Origin of the sequence: Nocardioides lijunqiniae (genome assembly GCF_015024225.1) — a bacterium.
GTDB lineage: Bacteria > Actinomycetota > Actinomycetes > Propionibacteriales > Nocardioidaceae > Nocardioides > Nocardioides lijunqiniae.
In genome coordinates this window covers 1-18,258 of record NZ_JACJGM010000054.1, presented here as the reverse complement: position 1 = coordinate 18,258, position 18,258 = coordinate 1, and the positions used below count along the sequence as shown (strand labels likewise).

The 18,258-nt window shown below is 74.8% G+C and carries 12 protein-coding genes; 9 read left to right on the top strand and 3 right to left on the bottom strand.

Annotated elements, in window-relative coordinates; genetic code table 11:
• Positions 1-366 precede the first annotated feature (366 nt).
• From IRQ30_RS22125 to IRQ30_RS22110, 4 genes are read left to right on the top strand one after another with little or no spacing between them, the layout of a single operon-like run.
• Positions 367-1,290, top strand: a complete 924-nt coding sequence (locus IRQ30_RS22125) for an ATP-binding cassette domain-containing protein (RefSeq protein WP_193615002.1) — start codon at positions 367-369, stop codon at positions 1,288-1,290.
• Positions 1,287-1,973 carry an ABC transporter ATP-binding protein gene (locus IRQ30_RS22120; RefSeq protein ID WP_338089824.1) on the top strand — a complete coding sequence of 229 codons (687 nt, stop codon included), beginning with the start codon at positions 1,287-1,289 and terminating at the stop codon, positions 1,971-1,973. The genes IRQ30_RS22125 and IRQ30_RS22120 overlap by 4 nt, the downstream gene beginning before the upstream one ends.
• 10 nt (positions 1,974-1,983) lie before the next feature.
• A complete protein-coding gene (locus IRQ30_RS22115) occupies positions 1,984-5,142 on the top strand; it encodes an FtsX-like permease family protein (RefSeq protein WP_193615001.1) in 3,159 nt (1,052 codons plus the stop codon).
• Entirely contained in the window at positions 5,142-7,805 is a 2,664-nt protein-coding gene (locus IRQ30_RS22110; RefSeq protein ID WP_193615000.1) for an ABC transporter permease, read from the top strand. Before IRQ30_RS22115 ends, IRQ30_RS22110 begins: the two co-directional genes overlap by 1 nt.
• Positions 7,806-7,818: 13 nt before the next feature.
• Here the strand turns inward: IRQ30_RS22110 and IRQ30_RS22105 are convergent, their stop codons facing one another.
• Positions 7,819-8,262: a MarR family winged helix-turn-helix transcriptional regulator gene (locus tag IRQ30_RS22105; protein ID WP_193614999.1), complete on the bottom strand. Its 444-nt coding sequence runs from the start codon at positions 8,260-8,262 to the stop codon at positions 7,819-7,821.
• Between the two features lie 70 nt (positions 8,263-8,332).
• On the opposite strand from IRQ30_RS22105, the gene IRQ30_RS22100 reads away from it, so the two are divergent.
• The 3 genes from IRQ30_RS22100 (at position 8,333) to IRQ30_RS22090 (ending at position 14,007) form a co-directional block, all read left to right on the top strand.
• Positions 8,333-10,408, top strand: a complete 2,076-nt coding sequence (locus IRQ30_RS22100; RefSeq protein ID WP_193614998.1) for an MMPL family transporter — start codon at positions 8,333-8,335, stop codon at positions 10,406-10,408.
• Positions 10,405-11,601: an FAD-dependent monooxygenase gene (locus tag IRQ30_RS22095; RefSeq protein ID WP_193614997.1), complete on the top strand. Its 1,197-nt coding sequence runs from the start codon at positions 10,405-10,407 to the stop codon at positions 11,599-11,601. The genes IRQ30_RS22100 and IRQ30_RS22095 overlap by 4 nt, the downstream gene beginning before the upstream one ends.
• 270 nt (positions 11,602-11,871) lie before the next feature.
• On the top strand, positions 11,872-14,007 hold the full coding sequence (locus tag IRQ30_RS22090; protein WP_193614996.1) for an SNF2-related protein: 2,136 nt from the start codon (positions 11,872-11,874) through the stop codon (positions 14,005-14,007).
• Positions 14,008-14,014: 7 nt separating this feature from the next.
• On the opposite strand, the gene IRQ30_RS22085 is transcribed toward IRQ30_RS22090, so the two are convergent.
• Positions 14,015-14,884 carry a crotonase/enoyl-CoA hydratase family protein gene (locus tag IRQ30_RS22085; protein ID WP_193614995.1) on the bottom strand — a complete coding sequence of 290 codons (870 nt, stop codon included), beginning with the start codon at positions 14,882-14,884 and terminating at the stop codon, positions 14,015-14,017.
• The gene (locus tag IRQ30_RS22080) at positions 14,881-16,128 is read right to left on the bottom strand and encodes an LCP family protein (RefSeq protein WP_193614994.1); all 1,248 of its coding nucleotides are present in this window, start codon (positions 16,126-16,128) and stop codon (positions 14,881-14,883) included. The genes IRQ30_RS22085 and IRQ30_RS22080 overlap by 4 nt, the downstream gene beginning before the upstream one ends.
• Positions 16,129-16,151: 23 nt before the next feature.
• Between IRQ30_RS22080 and IRQ30_RS22075 the strand changes: the two genes are divergently transcribed.
• Both IRQ30_RS22075 and IRQ30_RS22070 read left to right on the top strand, forming a co-directional pair.
• On the top strand, positions 16,152-16,658 hold the full coding sequence (locus tag IRQ30_RS22075) for an acyl-CoA thioesterase (RefSeq protein WP_193610488.1): 507 nt from the start codon (positions 16,152-16,154) through the stop codon (positions 16,656-16,658).
• Positions 16,659-16,751: 93 nt separating this feature from the next.
• Positions 16,752-18,158: an LCP family protein gene (locus IRQ30_RS22070; RefSeq protein ID WP_193614993.1), complete on the top strand. Its 1,407-nt coding sequence runs from the start codon at positions 16,752-16,754 to the stop codon at positions 18,156-18,158.
• The last annotated feature ends 100 nt before the right edge of the window (positions 18,159-18,258 follow it).

Here is an 18,258-nt window from a genome sequence, read left to right as displayed (position 1 = left end):
GGTTTCGAGGCTCGCTGCGCTCGCACCTCAACCACCGGGGTCGGCGGTTGGCTTGCGGGGTCTCGACGGGCGCTCGCTGGCGCTCGCTGCTCGACCACCGGTGCGTGGGGTGGTTTCGAGGCTCGCTGGCGCTCGCACCTCAACCACCGGGGTGGGCGGTCGGCTTGCGGGATCTCGACGGGCGCTCGCTGGCGCTCGCTGCTCGACCACCGGTGTGTGGGGTGGTTTCGAGGCTCGCTGCGCTCGCACCTCAACCACCGGGTCTGGCGCTCGCTGGGGCTCGCACCTCAGCCACCGGGGGCGGGGGCTCGGGAGCGGCTAGCATCAGCGAGGCCCTGCGGAGGGCCCCACGGCGGAGGGACGCAGATGGTGGGACCGGGACTGGCGCTGCCCGAGGCTCCGTCGCGGGAGCCGGAGTTCGGGCACGACGCGCTCGTGGTGTGCGACAACCTGGTGCGGATCTACCAGACGGAGAGCGTCGAGGTGCAGGCCCTGCAGGGGCTCGACCTGCTGGTCCACGACGGCGAGATGCTGGCGATCGTCGGTGCCTCGGGCTCGGGCAAGTCGACGCTCCTGCAGGTGCTGGCGGGGGTGGACGCGCCCACCGCCGGTCGGGCGAGCGTCGCCGGCCACGAGCTGGTGGACATGTCGCGCTCGGAGCGGGTCCGCTACCGGCGCCACGTCGTCGGCTTCGTGCGGCAGCAGTCGGCGCGCAACCTCGTGCCGTACCTCACTGCGAGCCAGGTGGTCGACCTCCCGATGACGATCGCGGGCACCGGCCGCCAGGAGCGTCGCGAGCGCACGGGCGCGCTGCTCGAGACGCTCGGCGTCGCCCACTGCGCCGACCGGCGGCCGCAGCAGATGTCCGGCGGTGAGCAGCAACGGGTGGCGATCGCGGTCGCCCTGGCCAACCGGCCGCGCGTCCTGCTGGCCGATGAGCCGACCGGCGAGCTCGACAGCGAGACGGCGCAGGAGGTCTTCGCCGCGCTGCGCACGGCCAACCGCGACCTGGGGGCGACGGTCGTGATCGTCACCCACGACGCGGCGGTCAGCGACCAGGTCGCGCGCACCGTCGCCATCCGCGACGGACGCACGAGCAGCGAGGTGCTGCGCACGGGCGAGACGGCGGACGCCCCCGGCAGCGCCGAGGAGTACGCCGTCATGGACCGCGCCGGACGGGTGCAGGTGCCGCGCGAGTTCCGGGAGGCGCTCGCCCTCACGCGCCGGGTCCGGCTGGCGCTCGCGGGGGACCACGTCGAGATCCGCTCCGACCGCGGCGAGGACGCGTGAGCACGACGGTCGAGCCGATGGTCGAGGTGCGCGGGCTGACCCGCACCTACGGCGCCGGGCCCGTGAGCGTGCACGCGCTGCGCGAGGTCTCCTTCGAGGTGGCGCCCGGCGAGCTGGTCGCGGTGGTCGGGCGGTCCGGGTCGGGCAAGACCACCCTGCTCAACCTCCTCGGCGGTCTCGACCGCCCCGACGCCGGCACCGTCCGCGTCGACGGCACCGACGTCACCGGGCTCGACGACCAAGGGCTCAGCGCGCTGCGGCGCGACTCGATCTCGTTCGTCTTCCAGACCTTCGGGCTGATCCCGGCCCTCACCGCCGCCGAGAACGTCGGCGTGCCCCTGCGCCTGCGTCGTACGCCGGTCGCCGAGCGCGAGCAGCGCGTCGCCCTGCTCCTCGACCTGGTGGGCCTGCGCGAGCACGCGCTGCAGCGACCGGCCGAGCTCTCCGGCGGTCAGCAGCAGCGCGTCGGGATCGCCCGCGCGCTGGCCGGGTCGCCCCGGCTGCTGCTGGCCGACGAGCCCACCGGCCAGCTCGACGCCGAGACCGGGCTGTCGGTCATGGCGCTGCTGCGCGCGATCGTCGAGTCCGAGGGCGTCACTGCCGTCGTCGCGACCCACGACCCGGTGCTGATGTCGCTCGCCGACCGGGTGCTCACGATCGCCGACGGCCGGGTCGCCGGCTGATGGCGCCGGCGTGCTGACCCTGGTCCTCCGGCGTGCGCTGGTCCAGCGTCGGCTGCTCGCGGCCGTCCTCGTCCTGGTGACGGTCGCGGCGGGCCTCCTGGGCGTCTGCTCGCTCCTGCTCGGCGTCACCCAGGAGCGCGCGTTCCACGAGGAGGTGCAGCGCTCCGAGCCCGTGGAGGTGGACGTCACGGCGTTCCTCGTGGACCTGTCCGGCAGCGACGTCGAGCCCGCACGCCAGGAGGCGGAGCGCGTGGTGCGGGAGGTCCTCGCGCCGATGCGCCCGACGACCACCGCCAGCGCCACCGCCCGGATGCGGCGGCTGGGCAGCCCCGACCGGCTCGCCTACCTCGCGACCGGCGACGCGCTGGTGCAGCGCGACGACCTGACGTCGGGGCGCTGGCCGCAGGACCGGCGGCGCGGCCCCCGGGAGGCGGTCATCCCCGAGTCGACCGCCCGCCTGCTGGACCTGCGTCCCGGCGACGAGGTGACCCTGGGCAAGGAGATCGGGCTCGGTGGAGCCGAGCGGCCGGTGCGCGTGGTGGTCGTGGGCACCTTCCGACAGCAGCCCGGCGCCGCCTGGGACACCGACCCCCTGTCCGGCAACGGCTTCGACCCGGCCTACAGCGACGGCTCGACCACCGCTCCGGCGTACGGGCCGTTCGTCGTCGGCGACGCCGCCTTCCTGGCCTCCGGGTCCTCGGTGACCGGGCTGCGCGTCACGGCCCACCCGACGCTCTCGCTCGCCGACGACCCCTCGCTCCGGGCCGCCGTGACCTCCCTCGACGACGCCTCGCCCCTGCTCACCTCGCGCGTCGACGACCGCGCCCGCATCACCCGGGTCGCCTCGGACCTGCCCCGCACGCTCGACCGGATCCACACCCAGCAGGCCAGCGCCCGCGCCACGGTGCTGGTCGTCGTGCTCCTCGGTACGGCGCTCTCGCTCGCCGCCACGCTCCTGGCCGGCTGGCTGCTCGCGTCGGTGCGCGACGAGGAGCGGGCGCTGCTGGTGGCGCTCGGGCTCAGCCGACGGCAGCAGCTCGGCGCCGCGGTCGTCGAGGCGGTCGCCCTCGCCGGCGCGGCCTCGCTCCTCGCCGTGCCGGCGGCGTCCCTCGCGCACTCGCGGCTGACCCACCTGCCGGCCCTGACGACGGCCGCTCTGACGCAGTCGCCCAGCCTCACCTGGGGGCTCGTGCTCGCGGTCGTGGGCGGTGCGCTGCTGCTCTCGCTCGTGCTCGTCGCGACGGCTCTCGACACCCGGGTCGCCCCCGACCGCGCCGGGGGACGCCTCGGGCTCCGCTCGGGACTCGACGCGCTGCTGCTCGGCGTCGCGGTGCTCGCCTGGTGGCAGCTGCGCGCACAGCCGGCAACGGCGGCCACCTCCGGCGACGTGACGCTGGTGCTCGCCCCGGTGCTGGGCGTCGCGGCGGTGACCGTGGTCGTCGTGCGGGCCGTGCCCCTGCTGCTCACCGGCGCAGCGCGCGTCGCCGCCCGGTCGCGCTCGCTGGTGCTGCCGCTGGCGGCGCAGCAGGCGGCGCGCCGGCCCCACACCGGCACCGCCATGACGCTGGTCGCGGCCGCCGTGGCCGCCGCGGTGTTCGGCCTGGCCCTGCGCGCGACGTGGGAGCAGTCCCAGGACGACCAGGCGGCGCTGCGCGTCGGCACCGACCTGGCCCTCGCCCTGCAGGCGCCGGCAGGCCAGCAGGAGGCCTCCGCGATCGCGTCCGCAGCCGGCTCCGGCTCACCCGGACCGACCGTGTCGGCGGTCGTCCAGCGTCCGCTGGCCCTGGGTCGCTACGTCGGCGAGCCGGGGTCGCGACCCGTCGTCGTGGCCGTCGACACCGCGCACGCCGGCGGGCTGCTGCGCGGCCGGCTGGGCACGGGCACCACGTGGCAGGGGGTCGGCGACGCGCTCGCCCCCGAGGCCCCGGTGCGCGGACTCGCCCTGTCCGGCGGCACCGCGATCGAGCTGCAGGGACGGGCACCGGCCGGCGTCCGGCTGACCGCGACGCCGACGGTGGTGCTGCAGGACGCGACCGGGTTCCGCAGCTCGGTGACCGGCTCGCCGTTCCCGCTCGACGGTCGCCCCCACGCGGCCCGGTGGCGGGGCGCCGTGGAGCGGGGATCCAGCCTGGTCGGCCTCCGACTCGACATCGACGGCGCTCCCGGGTCGGAGCCCGCCCGTCCGCGGGCCGAGGTGTCGGTGGTCCTGCGTGTCCCGGGGGCGGCGGACGCGGACGGCGACCCCTGGAGCGTCGTGCCCCTCCAGCCCGACGGCCCGATGTCGGGGGTCGCCGTCGCGACGTCCGGCCCGGCGACCGAGGTCCGCACCACCGCCACCGTCGACCTGACCTACCTCGCCTACACGGGCGCCTCGGTGCTCGCGACGGCCTTCGAGAGCCCCGACGCGATCCCGGTGGCCGTCTCCCAGGACCTGGTCGACGCGGTCGGCACCCGCGTCGGCGGGGAGCTGTCCGGCATCGTCGAGGGCACCGTGCTCCCGCTGCGCGTCGTCGCCGTCGTCGCGACGGTGCCCTCCGCGCCCGGCGAGGTCGCGGTGCTCGCCGACGTCGACACGCTCTCCCGGGCCCTGGTCCGGGCCGGTCGGCTGGAGTCCGTGGTCGACGCCTGGTGGGTCGGGGACCCCACGCCGGGCACCGTCCGCGCGGTCCGGGGCCTCGGCCTCGGCGAGGTCACGACCCGCACCGGCGTGGCGGAGGAGCTGTCCGAGGGGCCCCTGAGGGTGACGGTGCCGACGGCGCTGCTGACGCTCGTGGTCGCGGCGGTGCTGATGCTCCTCGCGGGCGTCGCCCTCGTGCTCGGCGGCGACCGGCGACGACGTACGGCGGAGGTGGCCCGGCTGCGCGCCCTCGGGCTGTCCCGGCGTGACGCATGGCGGCTGCTGCTCGCCGAGCACGCGGCCTTCCTCGTCCCGCTCGTCGCCGTCGGCGCCGGCGTGGGCGCGCTCGCGTCCGTGAGCCTGGGCCCCCACCTGGTCCGCTCCGACCTCGGGGACGCGCCGGTCCCGGACCCGGTGGTCGCCTGGCCGTGGTCGAGCGAGTCGCTCCTGGTCGGGGGGCTGCTGGTGGGGGCGCTGGCCATGGCGGCGCTCGCGTCCGCCCGGCAGGTGCGCCGGGCCGACCCGTCGTCCCTGCGGACGGGGGACGAGTGATGCCCCGCTCCCGGCTGCACCTCGCGACCGTCCTCCAGCGCATGCGGAGCGACCCGGGGCTGCTCCTCCTGATGGGGCTCGTCGTCGCGCTGACGACGGTCCTCACCGCGGCCGTCGGCCCGCTGACCGAGCGCACGGCCGACCGCGCGATCGCCGCCTCGGTCCGCGACGCCGGAGCCCGCGGGACGGTCGTCGCGACCCTGCCCCAGGGCTACGACGACCCCCGCGGCAAGACGCGCGACCCGAACGCCGTGGTGCGGCTGCGTCAGGACACCCGATACGCGCAGAGCGTGCTGCCACCCGGGATCCGGGGCGTGCTGCGCCCGGGGGTCGCGACGATCACCTCGACGCCGTTGCAGCTGCTCGACGCGGGGCCGGGGCGCTACCTGCGGCTGGCGTTCGTCGACCCGCCCGACGGGGCGCCCGCGGTGACCTACACCGCCGGGCGGGCGCCCCGGGCGAGCACCCGGGCCGGACGGGCCGACGTGACGGTCCAGCGCGACGCCGCCCCCTGGCCGGTCCAGGTCGCGCTGTCGGAGGACGCGGCCCAGGCGCTCGGCCTGCAGCCGGGTGACCGGGTCGCGGCCGAGACCGAGCAGCACCAGGACGTCAGCATCCGCATCAGTGGGGTCTACGCCGCCGACGACCCCGACGACGACGCGTGGCAGGTCGTCACCGAGCTGCTGAGCCCGACCCAGGGCGTGGCCCAGGGCCTCGAGCGCACCTCGGCGGCCGCCCTCGTGAGCGCGCAGGCGCTCCCCGACCTCGAGCTCGCCGTCCCCGCCGCGGCGCTCACCCAGCGCACGATCTTCGTGCCGCGGCCCGAGCGGCTGCGGTGGAGCCGCTCCGCGACGGTGCGGCGCGAGGTCGGGCTCCTGGAGTCCTCGGGTGGCCTGGCCCGGGGCGACATCGCGTGGAGCAGCCTGCTCGCGGGCGTGCTGGGGGAGGCGCGCGCTGAGGTCGACGCCGCCCGCGGCCAGGCGCAGGTGCTCCTCGTGGGCCTCGTCGTCGCCGCGCTGCTGGTGCTGGTGCAGGCGGGTCAGCTGCTCGTACGCCGCCGTGCCGCGCCGCTCACGATGGCCCGCGAGCGCGGTGCGTCGGTGATCGGAGTCGCCGCCGAGCTCCTCGTCGAGTCGCTCGCCGTGGCGACGCTCGGCGCCGCGGTCGGCGTCGCGGCCACCTGGCTGTGGGTCGGTGACGTGGGCCGGGCCTGGGTGCCCGTGCTGGTCGGCGCGGCCCTGGCCGGCCCGGTGCTGGGGGCGCTGCTGGCCGGCCAGGTGACCGGGCGCCGGGTGCCGGCCAACCGCACCGCACGGCGTACGGCGGCACGCGTGCGGGTCGTGCGCCGGGTCGCCCTGGAGGCGGCCGTGCTGGGCGCGGCGGCGCTGTCGCTCGTGGCCCTGCGCCAGCGCGGCACGGGCGACCTCACGGCCGCCGGAGCGACGACGTGGTGGGCCGTGGCCGGGGGGTTGGTGGTCCTGCGCCTGCTGCCGCCGGTGCTGCGGCTCGCCCTGCGCGCGACGCGGCGCTCGGCCGGCAGCGCGGCGTTCCTCGTGAGCGCCCGGCTCGCCCAGACCGGCGTCGCCGCCCTGCCGCTGCTCGTCGTCTCCCTCACCGTGGCCCAGCTGACCTTCGCCGTCGCGCTCGCGGCCACCGAGCGGGAGGGCCAGGCCGCCGGTGCCCTGCTCGCGGTGGGAGGCGACGCGCGGCTGACGACGGCACCGGACCCGGGCCTCGCGCGGACCGCGCGCACGCTGGCGAACGCCCCCGGGGTGCGGGCGGCGGCGTCCGGCCGCGTCGCGGACGGGGTGCGGGCGTCCTCGGGGAGCAGTGCCGGCAGCGTCCGCCTGGTGGTCGTCGACGCGCCGGCCTACGAGCGGCTGCTCGAGCAGAGCGATCTCCCGGACGCACCCCCGCTCGCGCGGCTCACCTCGGCCGGGGGCGACCGGGTCCCGGCGCTGCTGCTCGGAGGCCCGGCCGGGCTGCGGGACGGTCTGGTCGTCACCTGGGACGACACCAACGTCCCGCTCGACGTGGTCGGCAGGGCGCCGCGCGTGCAGGCCTCGGCCGACCCGGTGGTGGTGGTCGACGCCGACGCCTTCGCCGCGGCCGGGGCGATCGCCCCCGCCGACACGGTCTGGGTGGTCGGTCCCGGCGCGGAGAGGGCCGTCACGGAGGCGGCCGGCGGGGCCGGGTCCGTCGTCGCGTACGACGACGAGCTCGACGCCCGTCGCGACGCGGCGCTCCCTCAGGGACTGGTCCGGCTCGCGGTCGCGGCGTCGGCGCTGCTGGCGCTGCTCGCCGTGCTGGGCCTGGTGCTGGCCGCGCTCGTCGACGCCCCGGCGCGCGGCGCCTCGCTGGGCAGGCTGCGCGCCCTGGGACTGCGCGACCCCGACCTGAGACGGATCCTGGCGGGCGAGCTCCTGGTGCCCGCCGCGGTCGCGGGGCTGACCGGGCTGGCGCTCGGGGCGTCGGCCGCGCGCGTCGTCGTGGGCTCGCTCGACCTCGAGCGGATCACGGGGCAGAGCGGCACGCCCTCGCTCGTGGTGCCGTGGTGGACGGCTCTCGCCGTCGTGGCGCTCCTGGTCACGGCGCTGGTCGTGGCGGCCGTCGAGTGGCGTCGGCTCCGCCGCCGGGTGCTGGCCCAGCTGCTGCGCAGCTGAGCCGGGTCACGGCTCAGTCGTCGTCCGACACCTGGCCGAAGGCGGCGATGACGCCGCGCAGGTAGCGCTCCACGACCTCGCGCTCGGTGTCGCTGAGACCCTCGTCGAGCTCGGTCAGGGCGACCAGCATCGGCCGGAGGTGGTCGACGATCTCGGTGCGCCCCGAGGGGGTCACGTGCACGACCGTGCGACGTCGGTCGCTGTCGTGCGCGCGACGCTGGACGTGCCCGCGCTGCTCGAGCCGGTCGACCACGCCGGTCGAGGCCCCGGTCGTCACCTTCAGCAGCCGCGCCAGCTCGCCGGGCGAGGACGGCTCGGTCACCACGTGCTCCAGCGCGGCCAGCTCGAGGTCGCTGAGCCCGCTGCGGCGCGCGACCGCACGCCGTACCTCCAGGGCCGCGACGACGAGGTCCTGGACCGCCTCCATCGTCGGTGGGTTGACATCGAAGTCACTCATCGACAAAGTATCTCACGTTCTAAGTAATCATCGAAGCGAGATGCTCGCTTCCTGACAGCAGGAGTCTCCCATGCCTCAGCGCCTGACCCGGTGGTCCGCGCCGGTCGTCGCCCTCGTGCCGCTGCTCGTCGCGCTGGCGGTGATCGTGCTGCTCGGCGACGGCGAGCGCGCGCCGGGTCCGGCCGACGGGCTGCCCGAGGGCTACGCCGGAGCCCGCGCGGCAACCCTGGCGCGCGATCTCCCAGCGGGGGAGGACCTCGTCGCGGTCGCCTTCTCCTCGACGGGGGAGCGGCTCGACGACGCGCAGGTCGGCGACCTCCGCGGGCTCGCCGACGACCTCGGCGCCGTCGCGAGCGACGACGGGCCGGCGCTGGTCCTGGCCGACGACGGGACGGCCGCGCTGGCGTTCGTCCCGCTGGACGCCTCGTCCCCGGCCGAGGGGGTCGAGGCCGTCACGGCGCTGCGCGAGCTGCTCGCCGACCGGTCGCCGAGCGGGGTCGACGCGCTGGTCACCGGTCCCACCGCGGTGCAGGCCGACCTGGAGGCGGTGTTCGACGGCGCCAACGTCCTGCTGCTGGGCGTCACGGCCGGCGTCGTGGCGCTGCTGCTGATCCTCACCTACCGCAGCCCGGTCCTGTGGGTGGTGCCCCTCGTGACGGTCGGGGTCGCCGACCGGCTGGCCGCGGTGCTCGCCACGCAGACGATGGCGGGACTCGACATCGCCTTCGACGACGGCACCACCGGCATCCTGTCCATCCTCGTGTTCGGCGCCGGCACCGACTACGCGCTGCTGCTGATCTCGCGCTACCGCAGCGAGCTGGCCGTGCACGAGTCGAGGTACGCCGCCATGGCGGTCGCGCTGCGGCGGACCGCGGGGGCCGTCCTGTCCAGCGCCCTGACGGTGGTGCTCGGGGTGCTCACGCTGACGCTGTCGCTGATCCCGACCACCCGCGGCCTCGGCGTCGCCTCCGCGATCGGCATCGCGGTGGCCGCGGTCTTCGTGCTCGTGGTGCTGCCGGCCGCCCTGGTGTGCTTCGGACGCTGGGTGTTCTGGCCCCGGATCCCGCGGGTCACGGCGCCGGCCCCGTCGTCCCAGGAGCGGGGCGTCTGGTGGCGCATCGGACGCGCCGTCGCCCGGCGGCCGGCGGCGGTCGCCACGGGCAGCGTCGCGCTGGTCGCGCTGCTCTCCGGCGGCCTCCTCGGCGTCGACGTGGGGCTCGACGAGGCGGACCAGTTCATCGACACCCCGGAGGCCATCGTGGCGGCCGAGCGGATCGGGGAGTCCTTCCCAGCCGGCGTCGCCGACCCGGTCCGGGTGCTCACCCGCGCGGACGGCCCGGAGGTCCTGGCGGCCGTCGAGGACGTGCCCGGCGTCGAGTCGGCGCGACTGAAGGCCGCCGGGGGTCCGGTCGCCGCGCTGGAGGTGGTCCTCGACGCGCCCGCCGGCTCCGGCCGCGCCGAGGACGCGGTGCGCGCCCTGCGCTCCGGCCTGGCGGCGTACCCCGCGACGTACGTGACCGGCACCGAGGCCGACGCCCTCGACCGCGCCGACGCGGGTCGACGCGACCTCCTGGTCATCATCCCGCTGGTCGTGCTGCTGGTGCTGCTCGTGCTGGGCGCGCTGCTGCGCTCGGTGGTCGCGCCCGTGGTGCTCGTGGCCACCGTCGTCGCGACGTACGCCGCCAGCCTGGGCGCCGCGTGGTGGCTGTTCACCGGGGTCTTCGGGTTCGCGGCGCTGGACACCAACGTGCCGCTCTTCGCGTTCGTCTTCCTGGTGGCGCTCGGGGTCGACTACAACATCTTCCTGGTCTCGCGGGCCCGCGAGGACGCGGTCGAGTGGGGCTCGCGCGCCGGCATGCTGCGCGCCCTGGCCTCGACCGGGGGAGTGATCACCAGTGCGGGGGTCCTGCTGGCCGCCGTCTTCACGGTCCTGGGTCTGCTGCCCTCGGTCGCGCTGGCCCAGATCGGCGTCGTCATCTGCCTCGGGGTGCTGCTCGACACCCTGCTGGTGCGCACGGTCCTGGTGCCGGCGCTGGCCCTCATGCTGGGCGACCGCTTCTGGTGGCCCGGATCGCCCGGCCGCCGCGACCCGGGGGCCGATCATGCGGACGCCGTCGCGTCGCCCGTCCTGGCGGACCTCTCGTGAGCGCCCCCCGAGTCCTGGTCACCGGCGCCAGCGTCGCGGGACCGGCGGCCGCCTTCTGGCTGTCCCGCGCGGGCTACGACGTGACCGTGCTGGAGCGGGCGACCGAGCTGCGCGAGGGGGGCCAGAACGTCGACGTGCGCGCCAGCGGTCGCGAGGTCCTCGCCCGCATGGGCCTCGAGGACGCGGTGCGCTCGCGCAGCACCGGCGAGGTCGGGACCCGGTTCGTCGACGGCGACGGCGAGGTCGTCTCGGAGTTCCCGGTGCACCACGGCGGTGACGCCGACGGCCCCACCGCGGAGCTGGAGATCCTGCGCGGTGCGCTGTCGCGGCTGCTGGTCGACGCCTGCCCGCCGACGGTCGAGTGGCGCTACGGCGACGAGGTCGTCGCGCTCACCCAGGACGACCGTGCCGTCCACGTCGAGCTCGCCGGTGGGCGTCGCGAGAGCTACGACCTGATGGTCGTGGCCGAGGGCGTCGGCTCCCGCACCCGCCCGCTCGTCCTGGGCGACGAGCCGGAGGAGCGGCCCCTGGGGATGTACGTCGCCTACGGCACCGTCGACCGCACCGCCGAGGACGACGACTGGTGGCGCGTCCTGGTCGCACCCGGCTCGCGACAGGTCTCGCTGCGCCCCGACGACGTCGGCACCACCCGCGCGATGCTCACCTTCCTGGACGACACGCCCTCGCTCGAGGGCCTCGACGAGCAGCAGGTGCGCGTGGCCCTGCGCGACCGGTTCGCCGACCTCGGCTGGGAGGTGCCACGCATCCTCGACGGGTTCGACGCGGCCGACGACCTCTACGTCGACCACCTGCGCCAGGTGCGCTGCCCCACCTGGCACCGCGGTCGCGTCTGCCTGCTCGGGGACGCGGCCTGGAGCGTCACCCCGATCGGTGGCGGCGGCACGTCGCTGGCGATCACCGGCGCCTACGTCCTCGCGGCCTTCCTGTCCCAGGCCGACGACGGCGGCCACGTCGAGGCCCTCGACCGCTACGAGGGCTGGATGCGGCCTCTCGTCGAGGACGCCCAGGACCTGCCGCCGGGCGTGCCCCGGATCGCCGCACCGCACTCCCGTGCCGGCGTGCAGGTGCTCCGGTGGGCCACCCGGCTGGCCGCGCTGCCGCCGGTCCGTGAGGTGGCCGCGCGGCTCACGTCGGGCCCCGAGGCGGAACGGCCGCTGCCGGACCTCGCGTAGTCCCTCCTGGCCCGTGAGGCGTCCATCGGGAGCGTCGGCTCACGCGCCGCGTCGGGGCGCGGTACTCTTGGTGGCAGCACCGGCCTCGCAGCTTGGCCGGGTGCGTCCGGTCCAGCACGGTGATCGCGCTCAGATGCCGTCGGACCGAGCATCGTCGCGGGGTGTGCGCCACGCCCACTCCGCTCGACGTCCCGTCGGCCCCGGCCGCGGGACAGCGTGTGGTGCCGCAGGTCTGCCCCGGCAGCCGCGCGGCACCCGAAGGAGGAGTCTGTGGCCCGACGAGGCCAGCGCCGTACCGGCGCCACGCGCACCGCCCCGCGCCAGCAGCGACGCGGCCGCAACCTCGACAACGAGGGCATCATCCCGGTCCTCGCCCGCGCCGTGCGCGAGGTCGAGAACGAGGTCCAGCGGGGCCCCGTCAGCCGCTCGGCGCGCACCAAGTTCCAGGTCATCGCGCTGCTCGTGCGCGAGGAGCGCTCCCGCGTCAAGGCCGACAAGGAGAGCACCGAGGCCCAGCGCGGCGAGAAGCTCAAACGCCTCGACGGCGTGGCCACCATCCTGGCCAAGACCGCCGCGCGCGACACCTCGCTGCTCTCGCTCCTCGCCGAGGACGCCGAGGTCTCCGACGCCGCGCAGACGCTCCAGCGCCAGTTCCTCGAGGAGGCCGGCCTGGAGGTGCCCGAGGAGGAGGAGCCGACCGCCGTCGAGCTGCCCACCTCCCTCCACCCGGCGCGCCGGGTGGTGCCGCAGTCGGTCATCTCCCGCCAGCTGTCCAACCCCTTCCTCGTCCCCGACTTCTCCCAGCCGCCGCCGCGCCCCGTGAAGTCGGGCCGGCTGGCCACGTGGGAGCTGCTCGAGCCGCTGTTCCGCTCCTTCGAGTACGGCGGCGCCTCGTCCTGCATGCACCTGCCGGAGCCCACCACCGCGCTGCGGCTGCCGCCGGGCCTCGAGCTGATGCCGCACCAGGCGCAGGTCGTCGCCGCCGCCGAGGCCGGCCACCGCACGTTCCTGCTCGCGGACGAGCCCGGTCTGGGCAAGACCGCCCAGGCGCTGCTCGCCGCCCACGCCGCCGACGCCTTCCCGCTGCTGGTCGTCGTCCCCAACGTCGTCAAGACCAACTGGGCCCGCGAGGCCAGCCTCTGGACGCCCAACCGGCCGGTCACCGTGATCCACGGCGACGGCGACGAGATCGACGCCTTCGCCGACATCGTGGTCGTCAACTACGAGGTCCTCGACCGCCACGTCGGCTGGCTGGGTGACCTGGGCTTCCGCGGCATGGTGGTCGACGAGGCCCACTTCATCAAGAACAAGAAGTCCCAGCGCTCCCAGCACGTGCTGCAGCTCTCCGACCGGATCCGCGCGCGCACCGCGCGGCCGCTGCTGATGGCCCTCACCGGCACGCCGCTGATCAACGACATCGACGACTTCCGGGCGATCTGGCAGTTCCTGGGCTGGATCGGCGAGAAGGCGCCCGGGCCGGCGCTCATGCAGGCGCTCGAGGAGACCGGCCTGACGCCGGTCGACCCCGGCTTCTACCCCAACGCGCGCAACAGCGTGATCGAGCTGGGCATCGTGCGCCGGCGCAAGATCGACGTCGCCAAGGACATCCCGGCCCGCCGGGTGGCCGACCTGCCGGTCGAGCTGGACGACGTCATCGGGCGCTCGATCCGCGAGGCGGAGCGCGAGCTCGCCGAGCGGCTGGTGTCGCGCTACCGCACCGCGCTCGAGACCCGGTCCTCCGGGGTCCAGGTCGAGGGCATCGACCACGAGCTCGTCCGCCGCGTGGCCGGCTGGGAGCTCAGCGACTCCGAGTCCGCCAAGACCGGGGAGAACGTCTTCGGCATGGTGCGCCGCATCGGCCAGGCCAAGGCCGGGCTCGCCGCCGACTACGCCGCGCAGCTGGCGCGCAACGTCGGCAAGGTCGTGTTCTTCGCCAAGCACGTCGACGTCATGGACCTCGCCGAGGAGACCTTCACCAAGCGGGGGATCGGCTTCGCCTCGATCCGCGGCGACCAGTCCGCGGCCAAGCGGCAGCGCAACATCGACGCGTTCGTCAACGACCCCGACGTGCACATCGCGGTCTGCTCGCTCATGGCCGCCGGCGTCGGGCTCAACCTCCAGGTCGCCTCGAACGTCGTGCTCGCGGAGCTCTCGTGGACCGACGCCGAGCAGACGCAGGCGATCGACCGGGTCCACCGCATCGGGCAGGAGGAGCCGGTGACCGCGTGGCGGATCATCGCCGCGCAGACCATCGACACCAAGATCGCCGAGCTCATCGACAGCAAGGCCGGCCTGGCCGCCCGCGCGCTCGACGGCTCCGACGAGGAGATCGGCGCGTCGTCCGACGTCCAGCTCGAGGCGCTGGTCGCCCTGCTCACCCAGGCGCTGGAGGAGCAGGCGGCCTAGGCGAGGTCTAGAAGATGCGCGGCAGGTCGCTCGCCGTACCGGTGAAGCGCGGCTCGCGCTTCTCGAGGAAGGCGGCCACGCCCTCCTTGCCGTCGCCGATCGAGGTGTAGAACATCGCCAGCGAGTCGGACAGGTGGGCCTCGAGCGGGTCGCCGGCCGCGCCGTTGCGGTAGAGCATCTGCTTGGCCAGGCCCAGCGCCACGGGGGAGCGGCCCACGACGAAGGAGCGCGCGAGCTCCTGCGCCGCCGGCAGCAGGTCCTCGGGCTCGTGGACGGAGCGCAGCAGCCGGCCGGCCAGCGCCTGGTCGGCAGTGAGGATGTCGGCGGCGTAGACCCACTCCAGGGCCTGCTGGATGCCGACGATGCGCGGCAGGAACCACGACGAGGTCGCCTCCGGCACGATGCCGAGGCGACCGAACACGAAGCCGATCCGCGCCTTGGTCGACGCCAGCCGCAGGTCCATCGCGAGGGTCATCGTCGCCCCGATGCCGACGGCCGCGCCGTTGATCGCGGCGATCACGGGCTTGGGCAGCGCGTGGATCGCCAGCGCCACACGGCCGCCGGTGTCGCGGACGCCGTCGTGGTACGGCGCCTCGGTGAGGTGGGCGCGCAGCTCCTCGGGCGTCGGGCTCAGGCTCTCGTCGAGGCCGAACACGTTGCCTTCGGCCGAAAGGTCCATGCCGGCGCAGAAGGCGCGGCCCGCGCCGGTGACGACGACGGCCCGGACGTCGTCGTGGCGGGCGTCGACCAGGAAGACCCGCTCCAGCTCGCGCGCCATCGTGAGGTCGAAGGCGTTGAGGGCGTCGGGCCGGTCGAGCGTCAGCGTGGCCACACCGTCGCCGTCGACGTCCCAGGTGAGCGTGTCGTAGGCGGTCATCGGTTGCCCGGCAGTCCGCTGGGCGTGCACTGGGCCTTGGTGATGTCGTCGGTGCTGTCCTCGATGAACGCCCGGAAGATCGGCTCCGCCCGGTCGCGGTCCCAGTTGTTGGCGGAGCCGTCGGTCACCGGCATCGTGCAGGTACGCCCGTCCTTGCCGCCGACCTTGGTCATGGCCAGCGCCCAGCGGCCGGCGTCGAGGGTGCTGGTGTCCTCGCCGAAGCCGAAGAAGCCGGGCACCGCGTTGTTGAGCCGCCACCAGCGGACCGGGTTGACGACCGACCAGGGGGAGAGCACCTTGTCGCCGATCGCGGCGACGACCTCGCGCTGGCGCTGCACGCGCTCGAGGTCGCCGAGCGGCGACTGCTTGCGGGAGCGGGAGTAGGCCAGGGCGACCTTGCCGTCGACCTCCTGGCAGCCCTTCTTGATCCTGAGGCCGGCCAGCTTGTCGTTGATCCGCTGCTTGGGGCAGACCTCGATGCCGCCCACGGAGTCGACGACGCCCGCGACGCCGCCCAGGCCGATCTCGACGTACTCGTCGATGCGGATGCCGGTCTCGCCCTCGATGGTCTGGACGAGCAGCTGCGCGCCCCCGCGGGCGTAGGCGGAGTTGATCTTGCTGCTGCCGTGTCCGGGCATGTCGACGATCGAGTCGCGCGGGATCGACAGCAGCACGTCCGGGCCGTCACCGGTGTGGAGGAGCATGATCGTGTCGGTCAGCTCGCTCTTGGGGTTGCCGGTGCTGAACTTCTTGCGCTCCGCGGCCGTGAGGCCCTTGCGGGAGTCGCTGCCGACCAGGAGGTACGTCGTGCCCGGCTGGTCGCCGGGTCGGTCGCCGTCGGGGGCGAAGGTCACCTTGTCGGTGCTGTTCCACGCGAAGAACGGCACCGCGATCGTGTAGACCAGCCACAGCGCCAGCAGGAGCGCGACCATGCGGAACCAGAAGCGGGGCCGCCGGAACCGGCTCGAGCCACCCGACCCGCCACCTCCGTGCTGGGGCGGGGTGGGGGCGGGCGCGGGGACCGGCGATCGCGGTGTCGCGCCGCCCGACGGCTGCTGCGTGGGCATCACGCGGGTCTCGTCGTCGCGGTGCTGCGCGCGGCGCGTGGGCTCCTGCGCAGGGCGCTGCTGACGGGGGATTGCCCGGGTCGCGTCGGGCGGCGGCTCCTGGCCCCCCTTGGCGCCGTAGAGCCAGCCGTAGTTCGTCCCGTCCTCGGGACCGCCGTTCCCGGGACGATCTGCCATGGCGCAGACGCTACCGTGCGGACATGGGTGGACCTCTGGAAGCACGCACTCCGTCGTACGCCCGTGTCTCGCTGGCGATCATCACCTCGCAGAACGAGGCCAACCTGCTGGGCAACATCCACGGCGGGGAGATCGTCAAGCTCGCCGACACCACCGCGGGCGCCGTGGCGCAGCGGCACAGCGCGGGTCCCGCGGTCACGGCGGCCCTCGACGAGATGGCGTTCCTCGCGCCCGTGCACGTGGGCGACATCGTGCGGACCTTCGGTCAGGTCAACTGGGCCGGCACGTCGTCGATGGAGATCGGGGTCCGGGTCGAGGCGCAGCCGTGGAACGAGCCGTCCGCCGAGACGCTGCACGTCGCCTCGGCGTACTTCGTGTTCGTCGCGATCGACGAGGAGGGACGACCGCGCGAGGTGCCCCCGCTGGGGACCGAGGGGCCCGACGACGTACGTCGTCTGCGCGAGGCCGAGATCCGTCGCGCGCACCGGCTGGCGCGCAAGCGGGAGATCGACGAGGGACGCGACACGTAGGTCCCGGCGCGTCGCAACCGCGTGTGACGCGTGGGACTGGTGATACTGGCTGGCAGCACTGTCCTTCCCCCCGGTGCTGGAAAGAGGCGTCCCATGTCCTCCACGGTCGAGCGCGCATCGCGCGTCCGCTTCCGTCGAGCCATGTCGTTGATGGTGATGACACTCGTCGTCCCCGGCTCCGCGCAGCTCGTCGCCGGCAACCGCAAGGTCGGCCAGGTGGCGCTCCGCATCTGGCTGTGCCTCCTCGGCATCGGCGCGGTCACCCTGCTCGCGGTCGTCGTCGACCGCGGCCTCATCTTCTGGATGGGCTTCAACACCACGCTGCTGCTCTTCGTGCGCCTCGCGCTCATGGCCGCGGCGATCGGCTGGGCCGCCCTCCTCGTCGATGCCTGGCGTCTCGGCCAGCCGCTGTCGCTCGGCATGAACCACCGCCGCGCCATGGTCGGCGTCAACGGCGTCCTCTGCTTCGGTGTCGCCGGCTCCCTGCTCTTCGCCGCCCACATCGCCGGCGTGCAGCGCGACCTGATCATCTCCCTGGCCGGCAACGGCCCCGCCGCCTCCGCCCACGACGGGCGCTACAACGTCCTGCTGATGGGCGGTGACTCCGGCGCCGGGCGCTGGGGCCTGCGCCCCGACTCGATGACGGTCGCCTCCATCGACGCCGACACGGGTCGCACCGTGCTGATCGGCCTGCCGCGCAACATGGCGAACTTCCCGTTCGCCAAGGGCTCGGTCATGCGCGAGCAGTTCCCCGACGGCTTCGACTGCGACGGCTGCTACCTCAACGGCGTCAGCACCTGGGCCCAGGACAACCCCGAGCTGTTCGGCGACTCCGACAACCCCGGCGTCGACGCCACGGTCTCCGCCATCGAGGGGATCACCGGCCTCAAGATCAACTACTGGGCGATGGTCAACCTCGCCGGCTTCAAGGGCCTGGTCGACGCCGTCGGCGGGGTCACCCTCAACGTCCGCTCGCCGATCCCCGTCGGTGGCCTGGGCGACGACGTCACCGGCTACATCGAGCCCGGCGTCCGCAAGCTCGACGGCCACGACACCCTCTGGTACGCCCGGGCCCGCGAGGGCTCCGACGACTACTCGCGCATGGCGCGCCAGAAGTGCGTCATGAACGCCATGCTCGAGCAGGTCAGCCCGCAGTCGGCCGTCACCAACTTCGCCGACCTCGCCACGGCCTCCTCGGAGATGCTGTCGAGCAACGTGCCGTCCTCGGAGTTCGACACCTTCGTCGAGCTCGCGCTCAAGGCGCGCGGCGAGAAGATCGCGAGCCTCTCGCTCGTCCCGCCGATGGTCAACACCGGCAACCCCGACATCAAGCTGGTCAAGCGCAAGGTCGCCGAGGCCATCGACAAGGCCGAGGGCAAGACCGTCAAGGCCGCCCCCAAGCCCAAGAAGAAGCCCTCCACGGTCACCGGCGGTTCCGTCGGCTCCCTCCGCGACGGCTACGCCGCCAACGACTCCGAGGACCTCGGCTCCGCCTGCTGACCTCTCGGTGGTCGAGGTGCGAGCGCAGCGACCCTCGACACCACGCCACCGGCGGTCGAGCAGCGACGAGCGCCAGCGAGGAGCGTCCGTCGAGACCCCC